Origin of the sequence: Kineococcus sp. G2, from assembly GCF_037154035.1 — a bacterium.
Taxonomy (GTDB): Bacteria; Actinomycetota; Actinomycetes; order Actinomycetales; family Kineococcaceae; genus Kineococcus.
Genome location: NZ_JBBBEM010000071.1, coordinates 1 through 15,532, shown reverse-complemented (window position 1 = coordinate 15,532; position 15,532 = coordinate 1). Strand labels below are relative to the sequence as shown.

The 15,532-nt window shown below is 75.5% G+C and carries 18 protein-coding genes, 1 tRNA gene and 1 riboswitch; of the genes, 8 read left to right on the top strand and 11 right to left on the bottom strand.

Features of this window, described 5'->3' with window-relative positions; genetic code table 11:
• Positions 1-49 precede the first annotated feature (49 nt).
• A complete protein-coding gene (dcd, locus tag V9U69_RS11570) occupies positions 50-625 on the bottom strand; it encodes a dCTP deaminase (protein ID WP_337061966.1) in 576 nt (191 codons plus the stop codon).
• 112 nt (positions 626-737) lie between these two features.
• Between dcd and V9U69_RS11565 the strand changes: the two genes are divergently transcribed.
• The 3 genes from V9U69_RS11565 (at position 738) to V9U69_RS11555 (ending at position 2,763) form a co-directional block, all read left to right on the top strand.
• Positions 738-808: transfer RNA gene (locus V9U69_RS11565), tRNA-Gly, on the top strand.
• Positions 809-936: 128 nt separating this feature from the next.
• Positions 937-1,965: a sodium:calcium antiporter gene (locus V9U69_RS11560; protein ID WP_337061965.1), complete on the top strand. Its 1,029-nt coding sequence runs from the start codon at positions 937-939 to the stop codon at positions 1,963-1,965.
• 93 nt (positions 1,966-2,058) lie between these two features.
• Entirely contained in the window at positions 2,059-2,763 is a 705-nt protein-coding gene (locus V9U69_RS11555; protein WP_337061964.1) for an aspartate/glutamate racemase family protein, read from the top strand.
• A 76-nt stretch (positions 2,764-2,839) separates the two neighbouring features.
• On the opposite strand, the gene V9U69_RS11550 is transcribed toward V9U69_RS11555, so the two are convergent.
• The 8 genes from V9U69_RS11550 to V9U69_RS11515 all read right to left on the bottom strand — a co-directional run bounded on the left by V9U69_RS11550 (position 2,840) and on the right by V9U69_RS11515 (position 10,160).
• On the bottom strand, positions 2,840-3,229 hold the full coding sequence (locus V9U69_RS11550) for a hypothetical protein (protein ID WP_337061963.1): 390 nt from the start codon (positions 3,227-3,229) through the stop codon (positions 2,840-2,842).
• A 30-nt stretch (positions 3,230-3,259) separates the two neighbouring features.
• Entirely contained in the window at positions 3,260-3,889 is a 630-nt protein-coding gene (locus tag V9U69_RS11545; protein ID WP_337061962.1) for a nucleotidyltransferase domain-containing protein, read from the bottom strand.
• A gap of 57 nt (positions 3,890-3,946) precedes the next feature.
• Complete coding sequence (locus V9U69_RS11540) at positions 3,947-4,489, bottom strand: flavoprotein (RefSeq protein ID WP_337061961.1); 543 nt, start codon at positions 4,487-4,489, stop codon at positions 3,947-3,949.
• Complete coding sequence (locus V9U69_RS11535) at positions 4,486-6,192, bottom strand: putative bifunctional diguanylate cyclase/phosphodiesterase (protein WP_337061960.1); 1,707 nt, start codon at positions 6,190-6,192, stop codon at positions 4,486-4,488. Before V9U69_RS11535 ends, V9U69_RS11540 begins: the two co-directional genes overlap by 4 nt.
• A 90-nt stretch (positions 6,193-6,282) precedes the next feature.
• Positions 6,283-7,137 carry a sugar phosphate isomerase/epimerase family protein gene (locus V9U69_RS11530; RefSeq protein WP_337061959.1) on the bottom strand — a complete coding sequence of 285 codons (855 nt, stop codon included), beginning with the start codon at positions 7,135-7,137 and terminating at the stop codon, positions 6,283-6,285.
• A 36-nt stretch (positions 7,138-7,173) separates the two neighbouring features.
• The gene (locus V9U69_RS11525; RefSeq protein WP_337061958.1) at positions 7,174-7,950 is read right to left on the bottom strand and encodes an SDR family NAD(P)-dependent oxidoreductase; all 777 of its coding nucleotides are present in this window, start codon (positions 7,948-7,950) and stop codon (positions 7,174-7,176) included.
• 55 nt (positions 7,951-8,005) lie between these two features.
• Entirely contained in the window at positions 8,006-9,349 is a 1,344-nt protein-coding gene (locus V9U69_RS11520) for an MFS transporter (RefSeq protein ID WP_442907739.1), read from the bottom strand.
• A gap of 109 nt (positions 9,350-9,458) precedes the next feature.
• A complete protein-coding gene (locus V9U69_RS11515; protein ID WP_337061956.1) occupies positions 9,459-10,160 on the bottom strand; it encodes a GntR family transcriptional regulator in 702 nt (233 codons plus the stop codon).
• Positions 10,161-10,263: 103 nt separating this feature from the next.
• Between V9U69_RS11515 and V9U69_RS11510 the strand changes: the two genes are divergently transcribed.
• Positions 10,264-10,578, top strand: coding sequence for a DMT family transporter (locus V9U69_RS11510; RefSeq protein ID WP_337061955.1), 315 nt, complete (start codon positions 10,264-10,266; stop codon positions 10,576-10,578).
• Positions 10,579-10,657: 79 nt separating this feature from the next.
• Positions 10,658-11,647, top strand: coding sequence for an NAD-dependent epimerase/dehydratase family protein (locus V9U69_RS11505; RefSeq protein ID WP_337061954.1), 990 nt, complete (start codon positions 10,658-10,660; stop codon positions 11,645-11,647).
• A gap of 27 nt (positions 11,648-11,674) precedes the next feature.
• On the opposite strand, the gene V9U69_RS11500 is transcribed toward V9U69_RS11505, so the two are convergent.
• Together V9U69_RS11500 and V9U69_RS11495 are read right to left on the bottom strand one after the other, a co-directional pair.
• A complete protein-coding gene (locus V9U69_RS11500; protein ID WP_337061953.1) occupies positions 11,675-11,968 on the bottom strand; it encodes a DUF4235 domain-containing protein in 294 nt (97 codons plus the stop codon).
• A 15-nt stretch (positions 11,969-11,983) separates the two neighbouring features.
• A complete protein-coding gene (locus V9U69_RS11495) occupies positions 11,984-12,124 on the bottom strand; it encodes a hypothetical protein (protein ID WP_337061952.1) in 141 nt (46 codons plus the stop codon).
• 165 nt (positions 12,125-12,289) lie between these two features.
• Positions 12,290-12,394: riboswitch (TPP riboswitch) on the top strand.
• Between the two features lie 49 nt (positions 12,395-12,443).
• Between V9U69_RS11495 and V9U69_RS11490 the strand changes: the two genes are divergently transcribed.
• The 3 genes from V9U69_RS11490 to V9U69_RS11480 all read left to right on the top strand — a co-directional run bounded on the left by V9U69_RS11490 (position 12,444) and on the right by V9U69_RS11480 (position 15,491).
• A complete protein-coding gene (locus V9U69_RS11490; protein WP_337061951.1) occupies positions 12,444-13,055 on the top strand; it encodes an ECF transporter S component in 612 nt (203 codons plus the stop codon).
• Positions 13,048-14,622: an ABC transporter ATP-binding protein gene (locus tag V9U69_RS11485; RefSeq protein ID WP_337061950.1), complete on the top strand. Its 1,575-nt coding sequence runs from the start codon at positions 13,048-13,050 to the stop codon at positions 14,620-14,622. The genes V9U69_RS11490 and V9U69_RS11485 overlap by 8 nt, the downstream gene beginning before the upstream one ends.
• A gap of 119 nt (positions 14,623-14,741) precedes the next feature.
• Entirely contained in the window at positions 14,742-15,491 is a 750-nt protein-coding gene (locus V9U69_RS11480; RefSeq protein ID WP_337061949.1) for an energy-coupling factor transporter transmembrane component T, read from the top strand.
• The last annotated feature ends 41 nt before the right edge of the window (positions 15,492-15,532 follow it).

The following is a 15,532-nucleotide window of genomic DNA, read 5'->3' as shown; positions in this document are numbered from 1 at the left end:
CCCCCCCCCCCCCCCCCCCCCCCCCCCCCCCCCCCCCCCCGCGCCCACCTCACACCCGCGTGCGGTGGAAGCGGGCGAACGACCGGCTCGGCGTCGGCCCCCGCTGCCCCTGGTAGCGCGAGCCTGAGGCGGTGCTGCCGTAGGGGTTCTCCGCGGGGGAGGACAGCCGGAAGAAGCACAGCTGACCGATCTTCATGCCCGGCCACAGCGTGATCGGCAACGTCGCCACGTTCGACAGCTCCAGCGTCACGTGGCCGGAGAAGCCGGCGTCGATGAAGCCGGCCGTGGAGTGCGTCAGCAGCCCCAGGCGCCCCAGGCTGGACTTGCCCTCCAGGCGCGCGGAGATGTCGTCGGGCAGCGTGACCACCTCGTACGTGGAGGCCAGCACGAACTCGCCCGGGTGCAGGATGAACGCCTCGTCCGGCGCCACCTCCACCAGGCGCGTCAGCTCCGGCTGCTCCTGCGCCGGGTCGATCACCGAGTACTTGTGGTTGTCGAAGAGCCGGAAGAAGCGGTCGATGCGCACGTCCACGCTGGACGGCTGCACCATCGACGCGTCGGAGGGCTCCAGCACCACCCGGCCGGCGGCCAGTTCGCGGCGGATGTCGCGGTCGGAGAGCAGCACGGCGACACGCTACCGCCGCGGCGGCCCCCGGACGGGGGTGCCGCGGGAGGGGGCTGGACCACTGCGCGCCGTCCGTTACAGTGGTGTCGTCCCGGATCGCCCCCCGGGACGTGCGGGTGTAGTTCAATGGTAGAACTTCAGCTTCCCAAGCTGATAGCGCGGGTTCGATTCCCGTCACCCGCTCAGCGCGAGGCCCCGGTCCGGTGGACCGGGGCCTTCGTCGTCCGGGGCCCGAGCGGGCGGGGGGCCAGCCGTGCCGGGTCCCGCCCCTCCGGTGGCGGGCGCCTGGCGCGCACGCCACGGTGTGCGCCGTGTCCCTCCTCGACCCCGGTGTCCCCTGGCCGCTCCTGCCCAGCGTGATCGGCCTCGTCCTCGCCGGCGTCGTCATCGTCCTCACCGGCGTCCGCATGACCGCCGTCGCCGACGAGATCGCCGACCGCACGGGCGTGGGGGAGGCGATCGCCGGCGCGGTGCTGCTGGGGGCGACCACGTCCCTGCCCGGCCTGGTGACCGTGGCCGTCGGCGGGCTGGCGGGCGACGCGCAGTTCGCCTTCGCCAACCCCGTCGGCGGCATCCTCATCCAGACGGTGTGGCTGGCCGTCGCCGACCTCTACTACCGCCGCGTCAACCTCGAGCACGCGGCGGCCTCCAGCCAGAACCTCATGCAGGCCCTCGTGCTCCTGGGCCTGCTGGCGGTGCCGCTGATCGGCTTCGCCGCCCCGGACCTGGCCGTCTTCAGCGTGCACCCCGTCACGATCGCCATCCCGGTGCTCTACGCGGGCGGGCTGGTGCTCGTGCGCCGGCTGCACGACGACCCCATGTGGAAGCCCGTCGTGACCGACGAGACCGTCGAGGACGAGCCGCAGGAGGGCAGCGGTGCCAGCGGCCGCCGCCTCGGCGTGTCCTTCGCGCTGCTCGCGCTGGCGATGTCCGTCGCCGGGTACGTCGTGGGCCGCGCCGGGCTCGGCGTCGTCGACGCCACCGGTGCCTCCGGCGGGCTGGTCGGCTCCACCCTGACCACGGCGGTGTCGTCCCTGCCGGAGCTGGTCACCCTCATCGCCGCCGTCCGCATGCGCGCCCTCGCCCTGGGCGTCGGCGACATCATCGGCGGCAACGTCTTCGACGCCCTCCAGATCACGGTGGCCGACGTGTTCTACCGCGAGGGCCCCATCTACGCCGACGTCGGCGCCTCCGGCCTGCTGCTGCTCGCCGCGGCCCTGCTGATGAGCGCCGCGCTGGCGGCAGGCCTGCTGCTGCGCGGGCGCCGCGGCATCGGCTTCGAGGGCGTCGCCATCCCCGTCGTGTGGGTCGGCGCGATCGTCGGCGTCAGCTTCCTCTAGGGGCGTCCGCACCGGAAATCCGCTCCCCCCGGGGGGCGGGACCGCGACGATGTCCCCGCACGCCGGGAGGTGCCCGGCGGGGGAGGAGGCGTCGTGCTGACGATCGGGATGCTGGGCGGGATGAGCTGGGAGTCCAGCGCCGAGTACTACCGCCTCTCCAACGAGCTGGTGCGTGAGCGCCTCGGCGGGCTGCACTCCGCCCGCTGCCTGCTCTCCTCCGTGGACTTCGCCGACGTCGAGCGCCTGCAGGCCGCGGGGGAGTGGGAGGAGGCGGGGCGCTTCCTCGCCGGGTGCGCGGCGCGCCTGGAGGCGGGCGGCGCGGACCTGCTGCTGCTGTGCACCAACACCATGCACGAGGTGGCCGACCGGGTGCAGGCGGCGGTCGCGATCCCCCTGCTGCACATCGTCGGCGTCACCGCCGCCGCCGTGCGCGCCGCCGGGCTGAGCAGGGTGGGTCTGCTGGCGACGGCGTTCACGATGGAGCGCGACTCCTACCGGGAGCGGATGGCCGGCCACGGCGTCGACGTCCTCGTCCCCGGGCCGCAGCAGCGCGAGCTGGTGCACCGCGTCATCTACGACGAGCTGTGCGTCGGGATCGTCGACGACGGCTCCCGCGCCCGCTACCGGGAGGTCATCGACGACCTCGTCGCGGCCGGTGCGCAGGGGATCGTGCTGGGCTGCACGGAGATCGAGCTGCTCATCGGGCCGCAGGACTCCCCGGTGCCGGTCTTCCCCAGCACCCGGCTGCACGTCGAGGCCGCCGTCGAGCGGGCGCTCGCCGGCGGCGCTCCCGGCTGACGCGCGGTCGCGGGGTGCCGGGGCCGCATCAGCGCGCGGCCGGGGCGCGGTGGATCGGGGCCTTCGTCGTGCCGGATCACAGGTCGTGCGCGCCCAGCGCCTCGACGAGTGCGTGGGCCTGCGCCACCGACGTCCGGGCGACGGCGTCGGTGCAGTAACCGCCGTACTGGAGCGCGGACTTGTCCGCGAGCAGTCGTTGCAGCTTCGCAGCCAGGCCGTCAGCCCCCTCCACCCGCCTCAGCAGGGAGGTGGCCGTCCTGTGGTCCTGCTCGTGGGAGCACTCCCCGAGCACGGCGCCGCAGAGGGCGTCGGCCGCGGCGATGCCGGCCAGGACCGCGTTCGACGCCGCCACTTGCGCCATCTCCGACGGGCCCGGCTGGGTGTCGGCCACTTCCGATCGCTCGCGGGCGACGGCGAGGTGCTCGCGCGCGGTGGCGGCGCGCTGCCTGCAGTCGTTGCGGTTCATCGGGCGGGTGCGCAGCGGCCTGGGCGCGGATCACGCCTCCTTCGCGGTGGGCAGCAGGGCGGGTCCGTGGACGGTGCGGGCCTCCGCGCGCCAGGAGCGCACCAGTGCGTCGTCGCGCCCCACCATCTCGTCGCGCTGCCCGGCGGTCAGCAGCAGGACGTTGGCCGGGTTGCCGGTGAACGCTTCGACGCCCTCGGCGACGCGGCGGCTCATCGACTCGGTGAGCACCTCCGGTGCGTCGTCCGGGACCACGAGCAGGAGGTCGATGTCGCTGTCCGCGTCCGCCGTCCCGCGCGCGGCGGACCCGAAGACCGCGCAGGTCACCCGTGCGCCCTGCGCCGACTCCGCGACGAGGTGGGCGATCTGCGCGTCGAGGCGGGTGCGGAAGCCGTTGGCGAAGTCGACGGCCGACTGGATGGCCGACCAGGCGGCGTGAGCCCGGTTCGCCCGGTACTCGTACTGACTGCCGACCTGGTCCTGCACGACCGTGCCCGTGGCCGCGAGTCGTCGCAGCGCGACTCGGACACCGGGGGCGCTGCCGCGGGAGACGAGTCGAGCGATCGTCGACGCCGTCAACGGCTGGGACGTGCCGGCGAGGACGCGCAGGACCTGCCCCTCGAGGGTGGGGATCACCGCGCTGATCGGGTTGCTCAGGTCCACGTGATCACCGTCATCATCAAAAAGTATCAGGATCTCCACTATTTGATAGACCAGACATCAGGGAGACGTCGAGGCCACCGCCCCGACCTCCCGCAGCACCGCACCCCAGGCGACGTCCCCGTCCGGCTCGCCCTCGACCACCCGCACCCCCGCGGCGCGCAGCACCGCCAGGTGCCCCGCCCACGCGGGGTGGGCGGCGGACCCGGCGCTGACGCGCGGGTGCACCACCACCGGCACCGCCCGCGCGCCGATCGCCTCGCACACGGGGGTGACGGCCTGGTTGTCGGCGATGCCGAGGGCCAGCTTCGCGACCGTGCCCGCGGTGGCCGGTGCCACCACCCAGCAGTGCGGGTCCGGGTGCGGTCGCGGCTGGTGCGGCAGCCGGGAGGTGCTGCGCAACGGGTACCCGGTCGCCTGCGCGATGCGGCGGTCCTCGCCGGCGTCCGCCAGCCACGCCGCCGCCGTGGGGGTGGCGGTCACCACCACCGTCCAGCCCGCCGCCCGCAGCGGCTCCACCAGCCGCTCGCGCACGTCCGTGACGCCACCGGCCGCGGAGCAGGCCAGGCCCAGGACGCGGCCGGGTGGGGGAGGAGCGTTCACGACCGCCCCGCGCACGCCCGGCGGCGCAGCAGCTCGCGGAACTCGACGGCCGGGACGGGGCGGCCCAGGTGGAAGCCCTGCACCTCGTCCACGCCGAGCGCGCGCAGCGCGCGCAGCTGCTCCTCGTCCTCGACGCCCTCGCCGACGACCCGCAGCCCCAGCGCGTGCCCCAGGTCCACGACGGCGCGCACGATCGCGGAGTTGTCGCGCGAGCCGTTCAGGTCGGCCAGGAAGGTGCGGTCCAGCTTCAGGGAGGTCACGGGCAGCCGCTGCAGCCAGGCCAGCGAGGAGTAGCCGCTGCCGAAGTCGTCGAGCGCGACGCGCACGCCGAGGGCGCGCACCTCCTCCAGGGTGCGCACGGCGCCGGTCAGGTCGGCCAGGACCTGCCCCTCGGTGATCTCCAGCTCCAGGCGCTGCGGGAGCAGACCGCTGGCCGCCAGGGCGGCGCGCACCTGCTCGACGAGGTGCGGGGAGGCGATCTGGCGGGCCGCGAGGTTCACCTGCACGACCGCGGTGCTGCCCAGCCCGGGCCAGCGGACGGCCTCCGCGCACGCCTCGCGCAGCACCCAGGCGCCCACGTCGAGGATGCCGGTGCCGTCCTCCAGGACGTCGAGGAAGGCCCCCGGCAGCAGCAGGCCGTCGGTGGGGTGGCGCCAGCGCAGCAGCGCCTCGGCGCCGGTGACGACCCCGGAGGCGAGGTCGACCTTCGGCTGGTGGTGCAGCTCGAACTCGCCGCGCTCCAGGGCCACCGCCAGGCCCGCCTCCACGCGGTAGCGGTGCAGGGACTGCTCGCGCATGGCGTCGCTGAACAGCCGCGACTGCCGCCGTCCGTCCTGCTTGGCGGCGTACAGGGCGGCGTCGGCCTCGCTGAGCACCCGGTCGGCGGCCACCGGTTCGGTGACGGTCGTGACGCCCACCGACACCCCGGCGCGGACCTCGGCGCCGGCGATGCGGAAGGTCTCCGGCACGGCGGAGCGCAGCCGTTCCGCCAGGTCCAGCCCGGTCGCGCCCGGCTCCAGGTCCTCGCACAGCACGACGAACTCGTCGCCGCCGATGCGGGCGACCGTGTCAGCCGGGCGCAGCGCGGCGCGCAGGGCCGAACCGACGCGCTCCAGCAACTGGTCGCCCACCCCGTGCCCGAAGGTGTCGTTGACGAGCTTGAAGCGGTCGACGTCGCAGTACAGCACCGCCAGCGTCGACGGCCGCCGCCCGAGCCGGGCCAGCGCCTGCTCCAGGTGGTCCAGCAGGAGGCGGCGGTTCGCCAGGCCGGTGAGCGGGTCGTGCAGCGCCTGCGTGTGCAGCAGGTCCTGCGCCCGGCGCAGCTCGGTGACGTCGCGGAACTGCTGCACGACGTGCTCGGGGCCCGCTGCCCGCACGTAGGACGAATAGGTGCGGCCCGCGATGGCGGAGTCGGCGCCGGGGTAGGACGCCTCGTACTCGAAGCGCAGCTCCCCGCCGTCGCGCAGCAGCTCCACCATCGGCACGAACAGGGAGGTGTCCTGCCCCGCCCAGACCTCCAGCACGCGCCGCCCCCGCAGGGGTTTGCCCGCGTTGCGCTCGGCGGTGCCGTTGGCGAGCTCGTAGTGGAAGTCCACGACCCGGCCGCTGCCGTCGCGCACCGCGGACAGGACGGTCAGCGCGTCCTCGGGGTGCTCCAGCAGGGCATCGGCCAGCGCTCGGACCGCTTCCGGGGTCGCCACCACGGGGTGATCGTGTCAGGACCGGCGGGCCGGGCGCAGCCCGGAGGGGGCGCCCCGGCCCCTCCGGGTCCGGGTCGTGCGCGGGGGTGCGCCTCAGGCGCGCGCCACCGCCACCTCGTCCAGCAGGGCGACGATCTCGTCGAAGGAGCGCTGGGCGTCGGCCTCGCGCTCGGACTCCTCGACGTCGTGCGTCTCCAGCTCCAGCACGTACGTGCCGGTGAAGCCGCCGGCCTCCAGGGCGCCCAGCACCCCGCGGAAGTCCACGTCGCCGCGGCCGATGCCGAGGTTCAGGTCCCCGGGCACCGCGTCGCGCAGGTGCACGCGCTCCACCCGCTGCGCGTGCTTGCGCGCCCAGGCCACCACGTCGTCACCGGAGGCGACGACGTGGGAGGTGTCCAGCAGCAGCCCGATCTCCTGCGGCCCCAGCGCGTCCAGGACGCGGTCGGCGCGCACCACGTCGTGGACCCAGCGGCGGTGGTGCAGCACCTCCACCAGCAGGCGCACGTCCCGCTCCCCGCACAGCCGGGAGATCGCGCGCAGGTTCTCCACGCAGCGGGTCAGGTCCGCCTCGTCGTCGACGTGCGCCTCCCACGACGGCCCCCCGCACGGCACGACGAGCGCCGCGCCGGTCGCCGCGGCCAGCTCGACGAGCGGGCGGACCGTCGCGGCGAGCGCCTCCTCGTCCAGCGCCGGGTCGTTGAGCGGGCCGACGTCGGAGTTCACGGCGCCCGCGGTCAGCCCGTGCGCCGCGAGCGCGGCCACGTACTGCTGCGGGTTCCCGGTGAAGGGCACCGGCACGTGGTCCGTCACGGCGGGGATGGCGCCCAGGTCCACCTCCACGGCGCCGATCCGCTCGATGAGGCTCAGCGCCTCCTGAAGCGGCCGGAACCGGAAGCTGATGGTGGAGATGCCGACGCGTCGTGCCGTCGCCGGGAGTGCTGCGCTCACGGGTGCTCCTTCCGAGACCGTCCGGGGGGCGGACGCTCAGGCGATGTACGAACCGCCGTTGATGTTCTGGGTGGTCCCGGTGATGTACGAGGAGTCCTCGCTGGACAGGAACACGATCAGGGCGGCCAGGTCGTCCGGCGTGCCCTGCCGTCCCAGCGGCACCGCGGCCGCCAGGCGGGCCTCGTTCTCCTCGTCGGTCGCGCCGGCGCGGATGTCGGTGTCCACCACGCCCGGGCTGAGGGCGTTGACGGTGATGCCGTGCGGGGCCATCTCGCGGGCCAGGGAGCGCGTCAGGCCGAGCACGCCGGCCTTCGCCGCGGAGTACGGCGTCTTGGAGAACACGCCGCCGCCCTGCTGCGCGGACACCGACGACATGTTCACGATCCGGCCGTAGCCGTTCTCGATCATCTGCGGCAGGAAGGCCTGGCAGGCGAGGAAGGTGCCGGTGAGGTTGATGCCCACCACGCGGTTCCACTCCTTCATGTCCACCTCCAGGAAGGGGGTGGGGGAGGCGACACCGGCGATGTTGGCCAGGGCGCCCGCGGGCGGCAGGCCGGAGGCGGCGAGCGCCTCGACGCAGCGGGCCAGCGACTCCTGGTCGGTCACGTCCGCGGCCAGCCCCAGCACCGGCGTGCCGAACTCGCTGGCGATCTTGTCCGCGGCGGCCTCGGCGCCGGGGCCGTCGATGTCGAGGAGGGCCACGGCCCACCCCTCGGCGGCGAACCTGCGGGCGGTGGCGAAACCGATGCCGCGGGGGGAGGCGGCGCCCGTCACGACGGCGGTGCGCTGGCCGATCCCGGTCTGGTAGCTCATGTCGGGTCCTCAGTCGGTGGTGGGGTCTCGGGGCGGTGCGGAGGCGGAACGACCGTCACACCGCGGCGGGCGTGGTGGTGTTCGCGGTGGCGGCGGCGGTGGCGCGCTCGACCTCGGCGCGGCGGGCGGCGCCGTTGGTCTCCGGCGTCAGCAGCGTGGCGACGAGACCGATGAGGCCGAAGGCGATGAACAGGACCGCGGGGCCCATCCAGCCGAACGCCTCGTAGGCCGCCACGGCGGCGAAGGCGGTGAAGCCGGACACCACGGCCGCGAGCTGGTAGGCCAGCGAGGCGCCCGAGGAGCGGGTGGCGGTGGAGAACAGCTCGGAGAACCACGCGCCCTGCGTGCCGGCCAGCGAGTTCTGGCAGATCGCGAAGGCGATGAGGAAGACGGCGATGATGAGCCCGAGGTTCCCGGTGTTGAGCATGAGGAACATCGGGATGCCGAAGATGAGCATCAGCGTGGTGCCGAACGCGTAGACGGGCTTGCGGCCGATGCGGTCGGTGAGGCGGCCCCACAGCAGCGTGGCGGGGAAACCGATCAGCGCCGCGATGACGATCGCCAGGATGGTGTCGGGGCGCTCGGCCAGACCCTGGTCGTGCACGTAGGAGGTGACGTAGGAGATGGAGACCGCGTAGCCGGCGGTCTCGGCGATGCGCAGGCCGAAGGCGCGCAGCAGGTTGCGCCAGTCCTGGCGGACCACCTGGGCGAGCGGGTTCTTCACCAGCTCGCCCTGCTCCTTGGCGTCCTCGAAGTCCGGGGACTCCTCGACCTTCAGGCGGATGTACATGCCCGCGCCGATGAGGACCGAGCTGAGCAGGAACGGCACGCGCCAGGCCCAGTCGCCCGGCAGGCTCGCGCTGGCGAGGAAGGCGAGGTTGGCGAGCAGCAGGCCCAGGGGGAACCCGGCCTGCGGGACGGCCGTGTAGGCGCCCTTCCTCTTCCACGGGGCGTGCTCGTACGTCATGAGGATCGCGCCGCCCCACTCGGCGCCGAACGCCAGGCCCTGGATGACCCGGACGGTGACGAGCAGGATCGGGGCGAGGACCCCCACGCTGGCGTAGGTGGGCAGCGCGCCGATGAGGACCGTGGACACGCCCATGATGAGCAGCGAGGTGATGAGCACCGGCCGGCGGCCGATCTTGTCGCCGAGGTACCCGCCGACGATGCCGCCCAGGGGGCGGGCGGCGAACCCGACGCCCAGCGTGCCGAAGGACAGCAGGAGCGCCGTCGTGGGGTCGCTCTCCGGGAAGAACGCCTCGTCGAAGTACAGCGCCGCGGCGGTGCCGTACCCGATGAAGTCGTAGTTCTCGACCGTGGTGCCCACGGCGCTGCCGACGGCCACCCGCTTCTTGTGCTCGGTCCCGAGGACCCGACCGTTCGCTGTCGTCACTGCCATCTCCTTCGACGGGGGACCGTCCGGCATTGGACTGTCGTCGCTCCTACTGTTGACAGTAGGACGGTGTAAAGATGACACGTCATGGTGCGTGTCTGTCAAGCCGCCCGGCTCAGCCGGCGGCGGGCTCGGCGTGCTCGCGCATCCGCCGCTCGATCCGCGTCGCCGCGTCCCGCATGTGGGTGCGCAGGAACTCCCGGCCACCGGCGGCGTCCCCCGCCTCGAGCAGGTCGGCGATCGGCGCGTGGCGCTCGTAGGCCATGTTGAGCACCGCCGTCTCCGAACCGGCCGCCGTGATGGCGGCGCGGGCCAGGCCGCTGACCGCGCGCCAGCTGTGCAGCAGCGTGGTGTTCCCGCTCAGCTCGCAGAGGCGCTCGTGGAACGCCAGGTCCGCGTCGAGCTGGGCCGTGAAGTCGCCCTCCGCGTCCCGCAGCGTCTCCAGCTCCTGGCGCACCCGCGCCACCGCCGCCGCGCGGTCCGCGCGCGCGCAGATCAGCTCCAGCGCCAGGCTCTCCAGCGCGTGCCGCACCGCGAAGATCTCCTCCACCTCGCGCTCGGAGACCACCCGCACCGACAGCCGGCCGCGGGCGTCCGCCGTGAGCAGCCCCTCCTGCTGCAGCTGGCGCAGCGCCTCGCGCAGGGTTCCGCGGCTGACGCCCAGCGCCTCGCTGAGCTCCACCTCCGCCAGGTGCGTGCCCGGGGCCAGCTCGCCCGAGCTGATCGCCTCGCGCAGCCGGGCGTGGATGAGCTCGCGGCGCGTCTGCATCTCGATGGACCCCAGCGCGCGCAGCGGGGACTCGGCTCCGGGGGTCACCGGCTCAGGGTATCCGGGCCCGCGCGGCACCCCGGCCGCCCGGCGCGACCCCCGGGTCCGGTAGACGTGGAGCCCCGTCCCCGCGTTCTCCAGGAGGTTCCCCGTGCACTGGACCGTCCTCGTGCTCTCCGGAGCCCTGGAGGCGGTGTGGGCCACCGCCCTGGACCGCTCGCAGGGCTTCACGAAGCTCTGGCCCACCGTCGTGTTCGCCGTGTCCGTCGTCGCGAGCATGGCCGGGCTGGCGTACGCGATGCGCGAGCTGCCCGTGGGCACCTCCTACGCGGTGTGGGTCGGCATCGGCGCCGTCCTGACCGTGGCCTACGCGATGCTCACCGGCGCGGAGGCGTTCTCCGTGCTCAAGGTGCTGTTCCTCGCCGGGATCGTCGGCTGCGTCATCGGGCTCAAGCTCGTGCACTGAGCCCCGCGGCCCTAGTCTCGCCCCACCACCGGTCCGCACCGGCGGGCACGACGACGGGGTCGACGACGGGAGTGCGCACGTGGCGCTGAAGGTGCTGTTCCTGGGAGGCACGGGGATCATCAGCTCCGCGTGCGCGGCGCTGGCCGTGGAGCGCGGGGTGGACCTGACGGTCCTCAACCGCGGCGGCACCGCCGCGAAGCGACCCCTGCCGCCGGGCGTGCGGCAGCTGACGGCCGACGTGCGCGACGTCGCCGGCGTCCGGGAAGCCGTGCGCGGCCGCGAGTTCGACGTCGTCGTGGACTTCCTGGCGTTCACGCCCGAGCACGTCGCCGCCGACGTCGAGACGTTCCGCGGCCGGGTGGGGCAGTACGTGTTCATCTCCAGCGCCTCGGCCTACTCCAAGCCCGTCGGGCACCTGCCGATCACCGAGTCCACGCCGCTGGTGAACCCCTTCTGGCAGTACTCCCGCGACAAGATCGCCTGCGAGGAGCTGCTGACGCGCGCCCACCGCGACGAGGGGTTCCCCGCCGTGGTGGTGCGGCCCAGCCACACCTACGACCGCACCTCGCTGCCCCTGGACGGCGGCTGGACCGCCGTGGAGCGCATGCGCCGCGGCGCGCCCGTCGTCGTGCACGGCGACGGCACCTCCCTGTGGGTGCTCACCCACCACACCGACTTCGCGAAGGGGTTCGTGCCGCTGCTGGGGGAGCCGGCGATCACCGGCGACGCGGTGCACATCACCTCCGACGAGGTGCTCACCTGGGACGCGGTCCACCGCACCGTGGCGCGCGCCGCCGGGGTGGAGGACCCCGTGCTCGTGCACGTGCCCTCCGACGCCATCGCCCGCGACGACCCCTCGCGCGGGCCGAGCCTGCTGGGCGACAAGGCCCACTCGGTGATCTTCGACAACACCAAGCTCAAGCGGCTCGTGCCGGGTTTCGCGGCGACCACGAGCTTCGCCGCCGGCGCCCGCGAGGCCGTGGCGCACCACGACGCGCACCCGGAGCTGCGCCGCACCGACCCGGAGGCCGAGGCCCGCCACGACCGCCTCGCCGCGCGCTGGGGCTGAGGCGGGCGCGGCGGGCGCCGCCCCGGGTCAGGAGGTGGCGGCCTGCCGCCCGCCCTCCAGGCCGGGGGGCTGCTCGCCCGTCGCCTTGCGGTACAGCACCGCCGCCTGGCGCTCCACCAGCAGCCGGCTCAGGCCGATGATGGCGCCGGATGCCAGCGCCCAGGCCACCGCCTCCTTCCACGCCACGTCCGGGTCCTCCGGGTTGGCCGGGGGCTGCGTCTTCGTGACGGTGACCCAGATCCTCTTCGTGAGGCGGTTGGCGACGGCACCCGCCGCGACGGCGGCACCGGGGCCGACGAGCTTCCAGACGATGGGACTCATGCCGCGCACCCTGCCCTAGAGCAGGTCCAGGAGCCAGCCCAGGACCGGCAGCAGGGCCGTGGCGGCGGCGCCCAGCAGCGCCACCACGACCACGACGGTCACCAGGCGCGTCCCCCTCGAGGGGCCGCCGTCCGGTCCACGCAGGTGTCGCAGCACGCGCCCATCCTCCCCGACGTCCCCGTGCTCCCCCCTCCCCGCCCCCGCGGTGATCAAGGAAGGTGCAACGTGCATGATCGCCACGATCAAGGAAGTGGCAACTTCCTTGATCACCGCGGGGTGGTCGGGGGAGGGACGGGGGTGACGCGGAGCGGTAGGCTCGGGACCGAACGACAGGGGAGCGCCGTGGGGCGCTGAGAGTGCGGGCAGCCGCAGACCCTCGAACCTGACCCGGTTAGCACCGGCGTAGGGAGTCGGGCCTTCCTCGACCCGCGGCCACGGGTGCCGCGGGTCCCCCTCCTGCACCCGGGAGGTCACCGTGAGCACCACCGTCAAGACGCGCACCCGCCGGCCCGCCGGCCGCTGGCGCACCGTCGACCTCGTCACCGTCGCCGTCCTCGGCGTCGCGTTCGGCGTCGTCTTCTGGGGCTGGCACTTCGCCTACAGCGCCCTCGACCCGCTGTTCGCCCTCTTCCCGCCGGTCGCCGGTCTCGTCAGCGGCGTGTGGCTGCTGCCCGCCGTCGTCGGCGCCCTCGTCGTGCGCCGGCCGGGCGCGGCGCTGCTCGCCGAGCTCGTCGCCGCCAGCGTCGAGGCGCTGCTCGGCACCCGGTGGAGCGCCGGCGTGCTCGTCTCGGGCGGGATCCAGGGCCTCGGCGTGGAGATCGCCGTCGCCCTGTTCCTCTGGCAGCGCTGGACCCTGGGCGTCGCCGTCCTCGGCGGCGTGCTGGCGGCGTCGCTGGAGTCCGTCTACGAGTGGTCCGCCTACTGGCCGGCGTGGGGCTTCGACTGGAAGCTCCTCTACCTCGGCCTCTTCGCCGTCTCCGGCGCGCTGATCGCCGGCCTCGGCGGCTGGGCCCTGGTGCGGGCGCTCGCGCGCGCCGGGGCCCTGTCGGCCTTCGCCGCGGGCCACGAGCACCGCGTCCGTGGCTGACCCCGCTCCCGGCGCCCCCGTCGCGCTGCGGGTGCGGGGCCTGAGCGTCACCCCGCCGGGTGCGGCCCGGCCCGTGCTGTCCGGGGTGGACCTCGACGTGCCCGCCGGGCAGCGGGTGCTGCTCGCCGGTCCCAGCGGCTCGGGCAAGTCCACCCTGCTGCGCGCCCTCGCCGGCGTGCTGGAGGAGGGCCCCGGCGGTGAGCCGACCACCTCCGGCGAGGTCCTCGTCGGCGGCGGGAGCCCTCGCCCCGGGACGGTGGGGCTGCTGCTGCAGGACCCGCAGGACGCGGTCGTGGCCGCCACCGCCGGGCGCGACACCGCGTTCGGGCCGGAGAACCTCGCCCTGCCCCGCGAGGAGGTGTGGCGGCGCGTGGCCCGTGCCCACGCCGCGGCCCGCTTCACCGCCGGCCGCGAGCGCGAGGTGGTGACCCTCTCCGGCGGGGAGCGCCAGCGCCTGGCGCTGGCCGGGGTGCTGGCGCTGGCGCCCGGGGTGCTGCTGCTGGACGAGCCGACGTCGATGCTCGACGCCCCCACCGCGGACGCCGTGCGCGCCGCGGTGCTCGAGGCGGCCGCCGGCCGCACCCTCGTCGTCGTCGACCACGACCTGGCCGGGTGGGCCCCGCACGTGGACCGGGTGGTGCTGCTGGGCGGCGACGGCCGCCCCGCGGCCGACGGACCGCCGGGTCGCGTGCTCGCCGCGGGGCCGGGCGGCGGAGCGGGTGACGGCGAGCTGTGGCTGCCGGGCGCCCCGGACCCCGCCCCGGCCGACGTGCCGGAGGGCCTGCTGGCCCCCCGGCTGCGGGTGGCCGGCAACGCCCTGGTGGGTGAGGGCCTGGGCCTGGTGCGCCGCCGGCGCGGGCTGCGGCCCGGCGCGCCCGCGACCGTCCTGACCGGCGTGGACGTGGCGGTGCCGGCGGGGCGGGTGACACCGCTGGCGGGTGCCAGCGGCTCGGGGAAGTCGTCCCTGCTGGGGGTGCTCGCCGGGCTGACCCGCCCCTGCGCCGGGGACCTGCGTGCCGCGGACGCGCTGGCCGCCGGGCTGCGCCCGCAGCCGTGGCGGTGGCGCTCGCGGGAGCTGGCGGCGCGCGCCGGCTGGGTGCCGCAGACGCCGGAGCACGCGTTCGTGCGCCCCTCGGTGCGCGCGGAGGCCGCCGCGACGGTGGCGGCGCTGGGGCTGGGGGCCGAGCGGGCGGACGCCCTGGTGGAGCTGCTGGGCCTGGCGCACCGCGCGGACGTGGACCCGTTCCGGCTCTCCGGCGGGGAGCAGCGCCGCCTGGCGCTGGCGGGTGCGCTGGCGGCCGGCCCGGCGGTGCTGCTGGCGGACGAGCCGACGGTGGGTCAGGACCGGCGCACGTGGTCGGTGGTGGTGGGCCTGCTGCGCGCGGCGGCCCGCGACGGGGCCGCGGTCGTCGTCAGCAGCCACGACGAGCGGTTGCTCGGTGCGGTGGACCCCGCCGGGACGGCCGCGGTGCGCCTGGAGGCCGGGCGCCGGGTCGGCGGCCACCGGGGTGCCGGGCCGGCTGCGCACGCCCCCGCGGGGGCCGGGGTCGTGGGGAGGGCGTCGTGAGCGCCGCACCGCGGTCCTCCACCGCCGCCCGCGGGGTTGTCCACGGCTCTGTCCACAGCGGTGTGCACATCCCTGGGGACAACCCTGTGGGCACGCCTGTGCAGGGTGTGGACGACGGGGTGCCCGCCACCCCGGCGCAGCGCCGCGGCGCGGGCCCGGGACCGCTCGTGCGGCACTGCGGGCCGTTGTCGCTGCTGGTGGTCTCGCTGCTGGCCGTGCCGGCGTCCTTCGCCGCGACGACGTGGGTGGCGGGCGCCGCGGGGCTGGCCGCGCAGGTGCTGTGCCTGCCGCTGGTGGTGGACCGCTGGCGGGCCCTGCCCGCCCGGCTGCTGCCGGGGGCGGTCGGGGCGCTGTCGGTGGGCTGGTCGGCGTGGCTGCTCGGTGAGCCCGGGCAGGGCGACCCGCTGCTCGCCGCGCTCACGGCCGCGCTGCGGCTGGCGGTGCTGGTGCTGCCGGGGGCGGTGCTGCTGGCGTGGGTGGACCCCGCCGAGGCCGGTGACCACCTGGCGCAGCGTGCGCGCCTGCCCGGCCGCGTCGTCGTCGCCGTCGTCGCGGCGCTGGGGCAGCTGAGCGCCCTGGCCGACGCGTGGGAGCAGCTGGCCGCGTCGCGGCGGGCCCGGGGCCTGGGACCCGGGCGCGGCCCGCTCTCGCGCGGCCGCTGGCTGGCGTCCACGGCGTTCGGGCTGCTCGTGGACGCGGTGCGGCGCGCCGGGCGGGTCTCGGTGGCGATGGACGCGCGCGGCGCGGCGCCGGACGGACCGGCGCGCACGTGGGCGCTGCCGGCGCCGTGGCGGCGCGCGGACTCGGTGTGCGTCCTGGTGGGCGTGCTGGTGCTGGCGGTGCCGCTCGCGGTGGGCGCGCTGCGCTGAGGGCGCCGCCGGGCCGGTGCGCCCGGCCCGGCGGCGCGCCC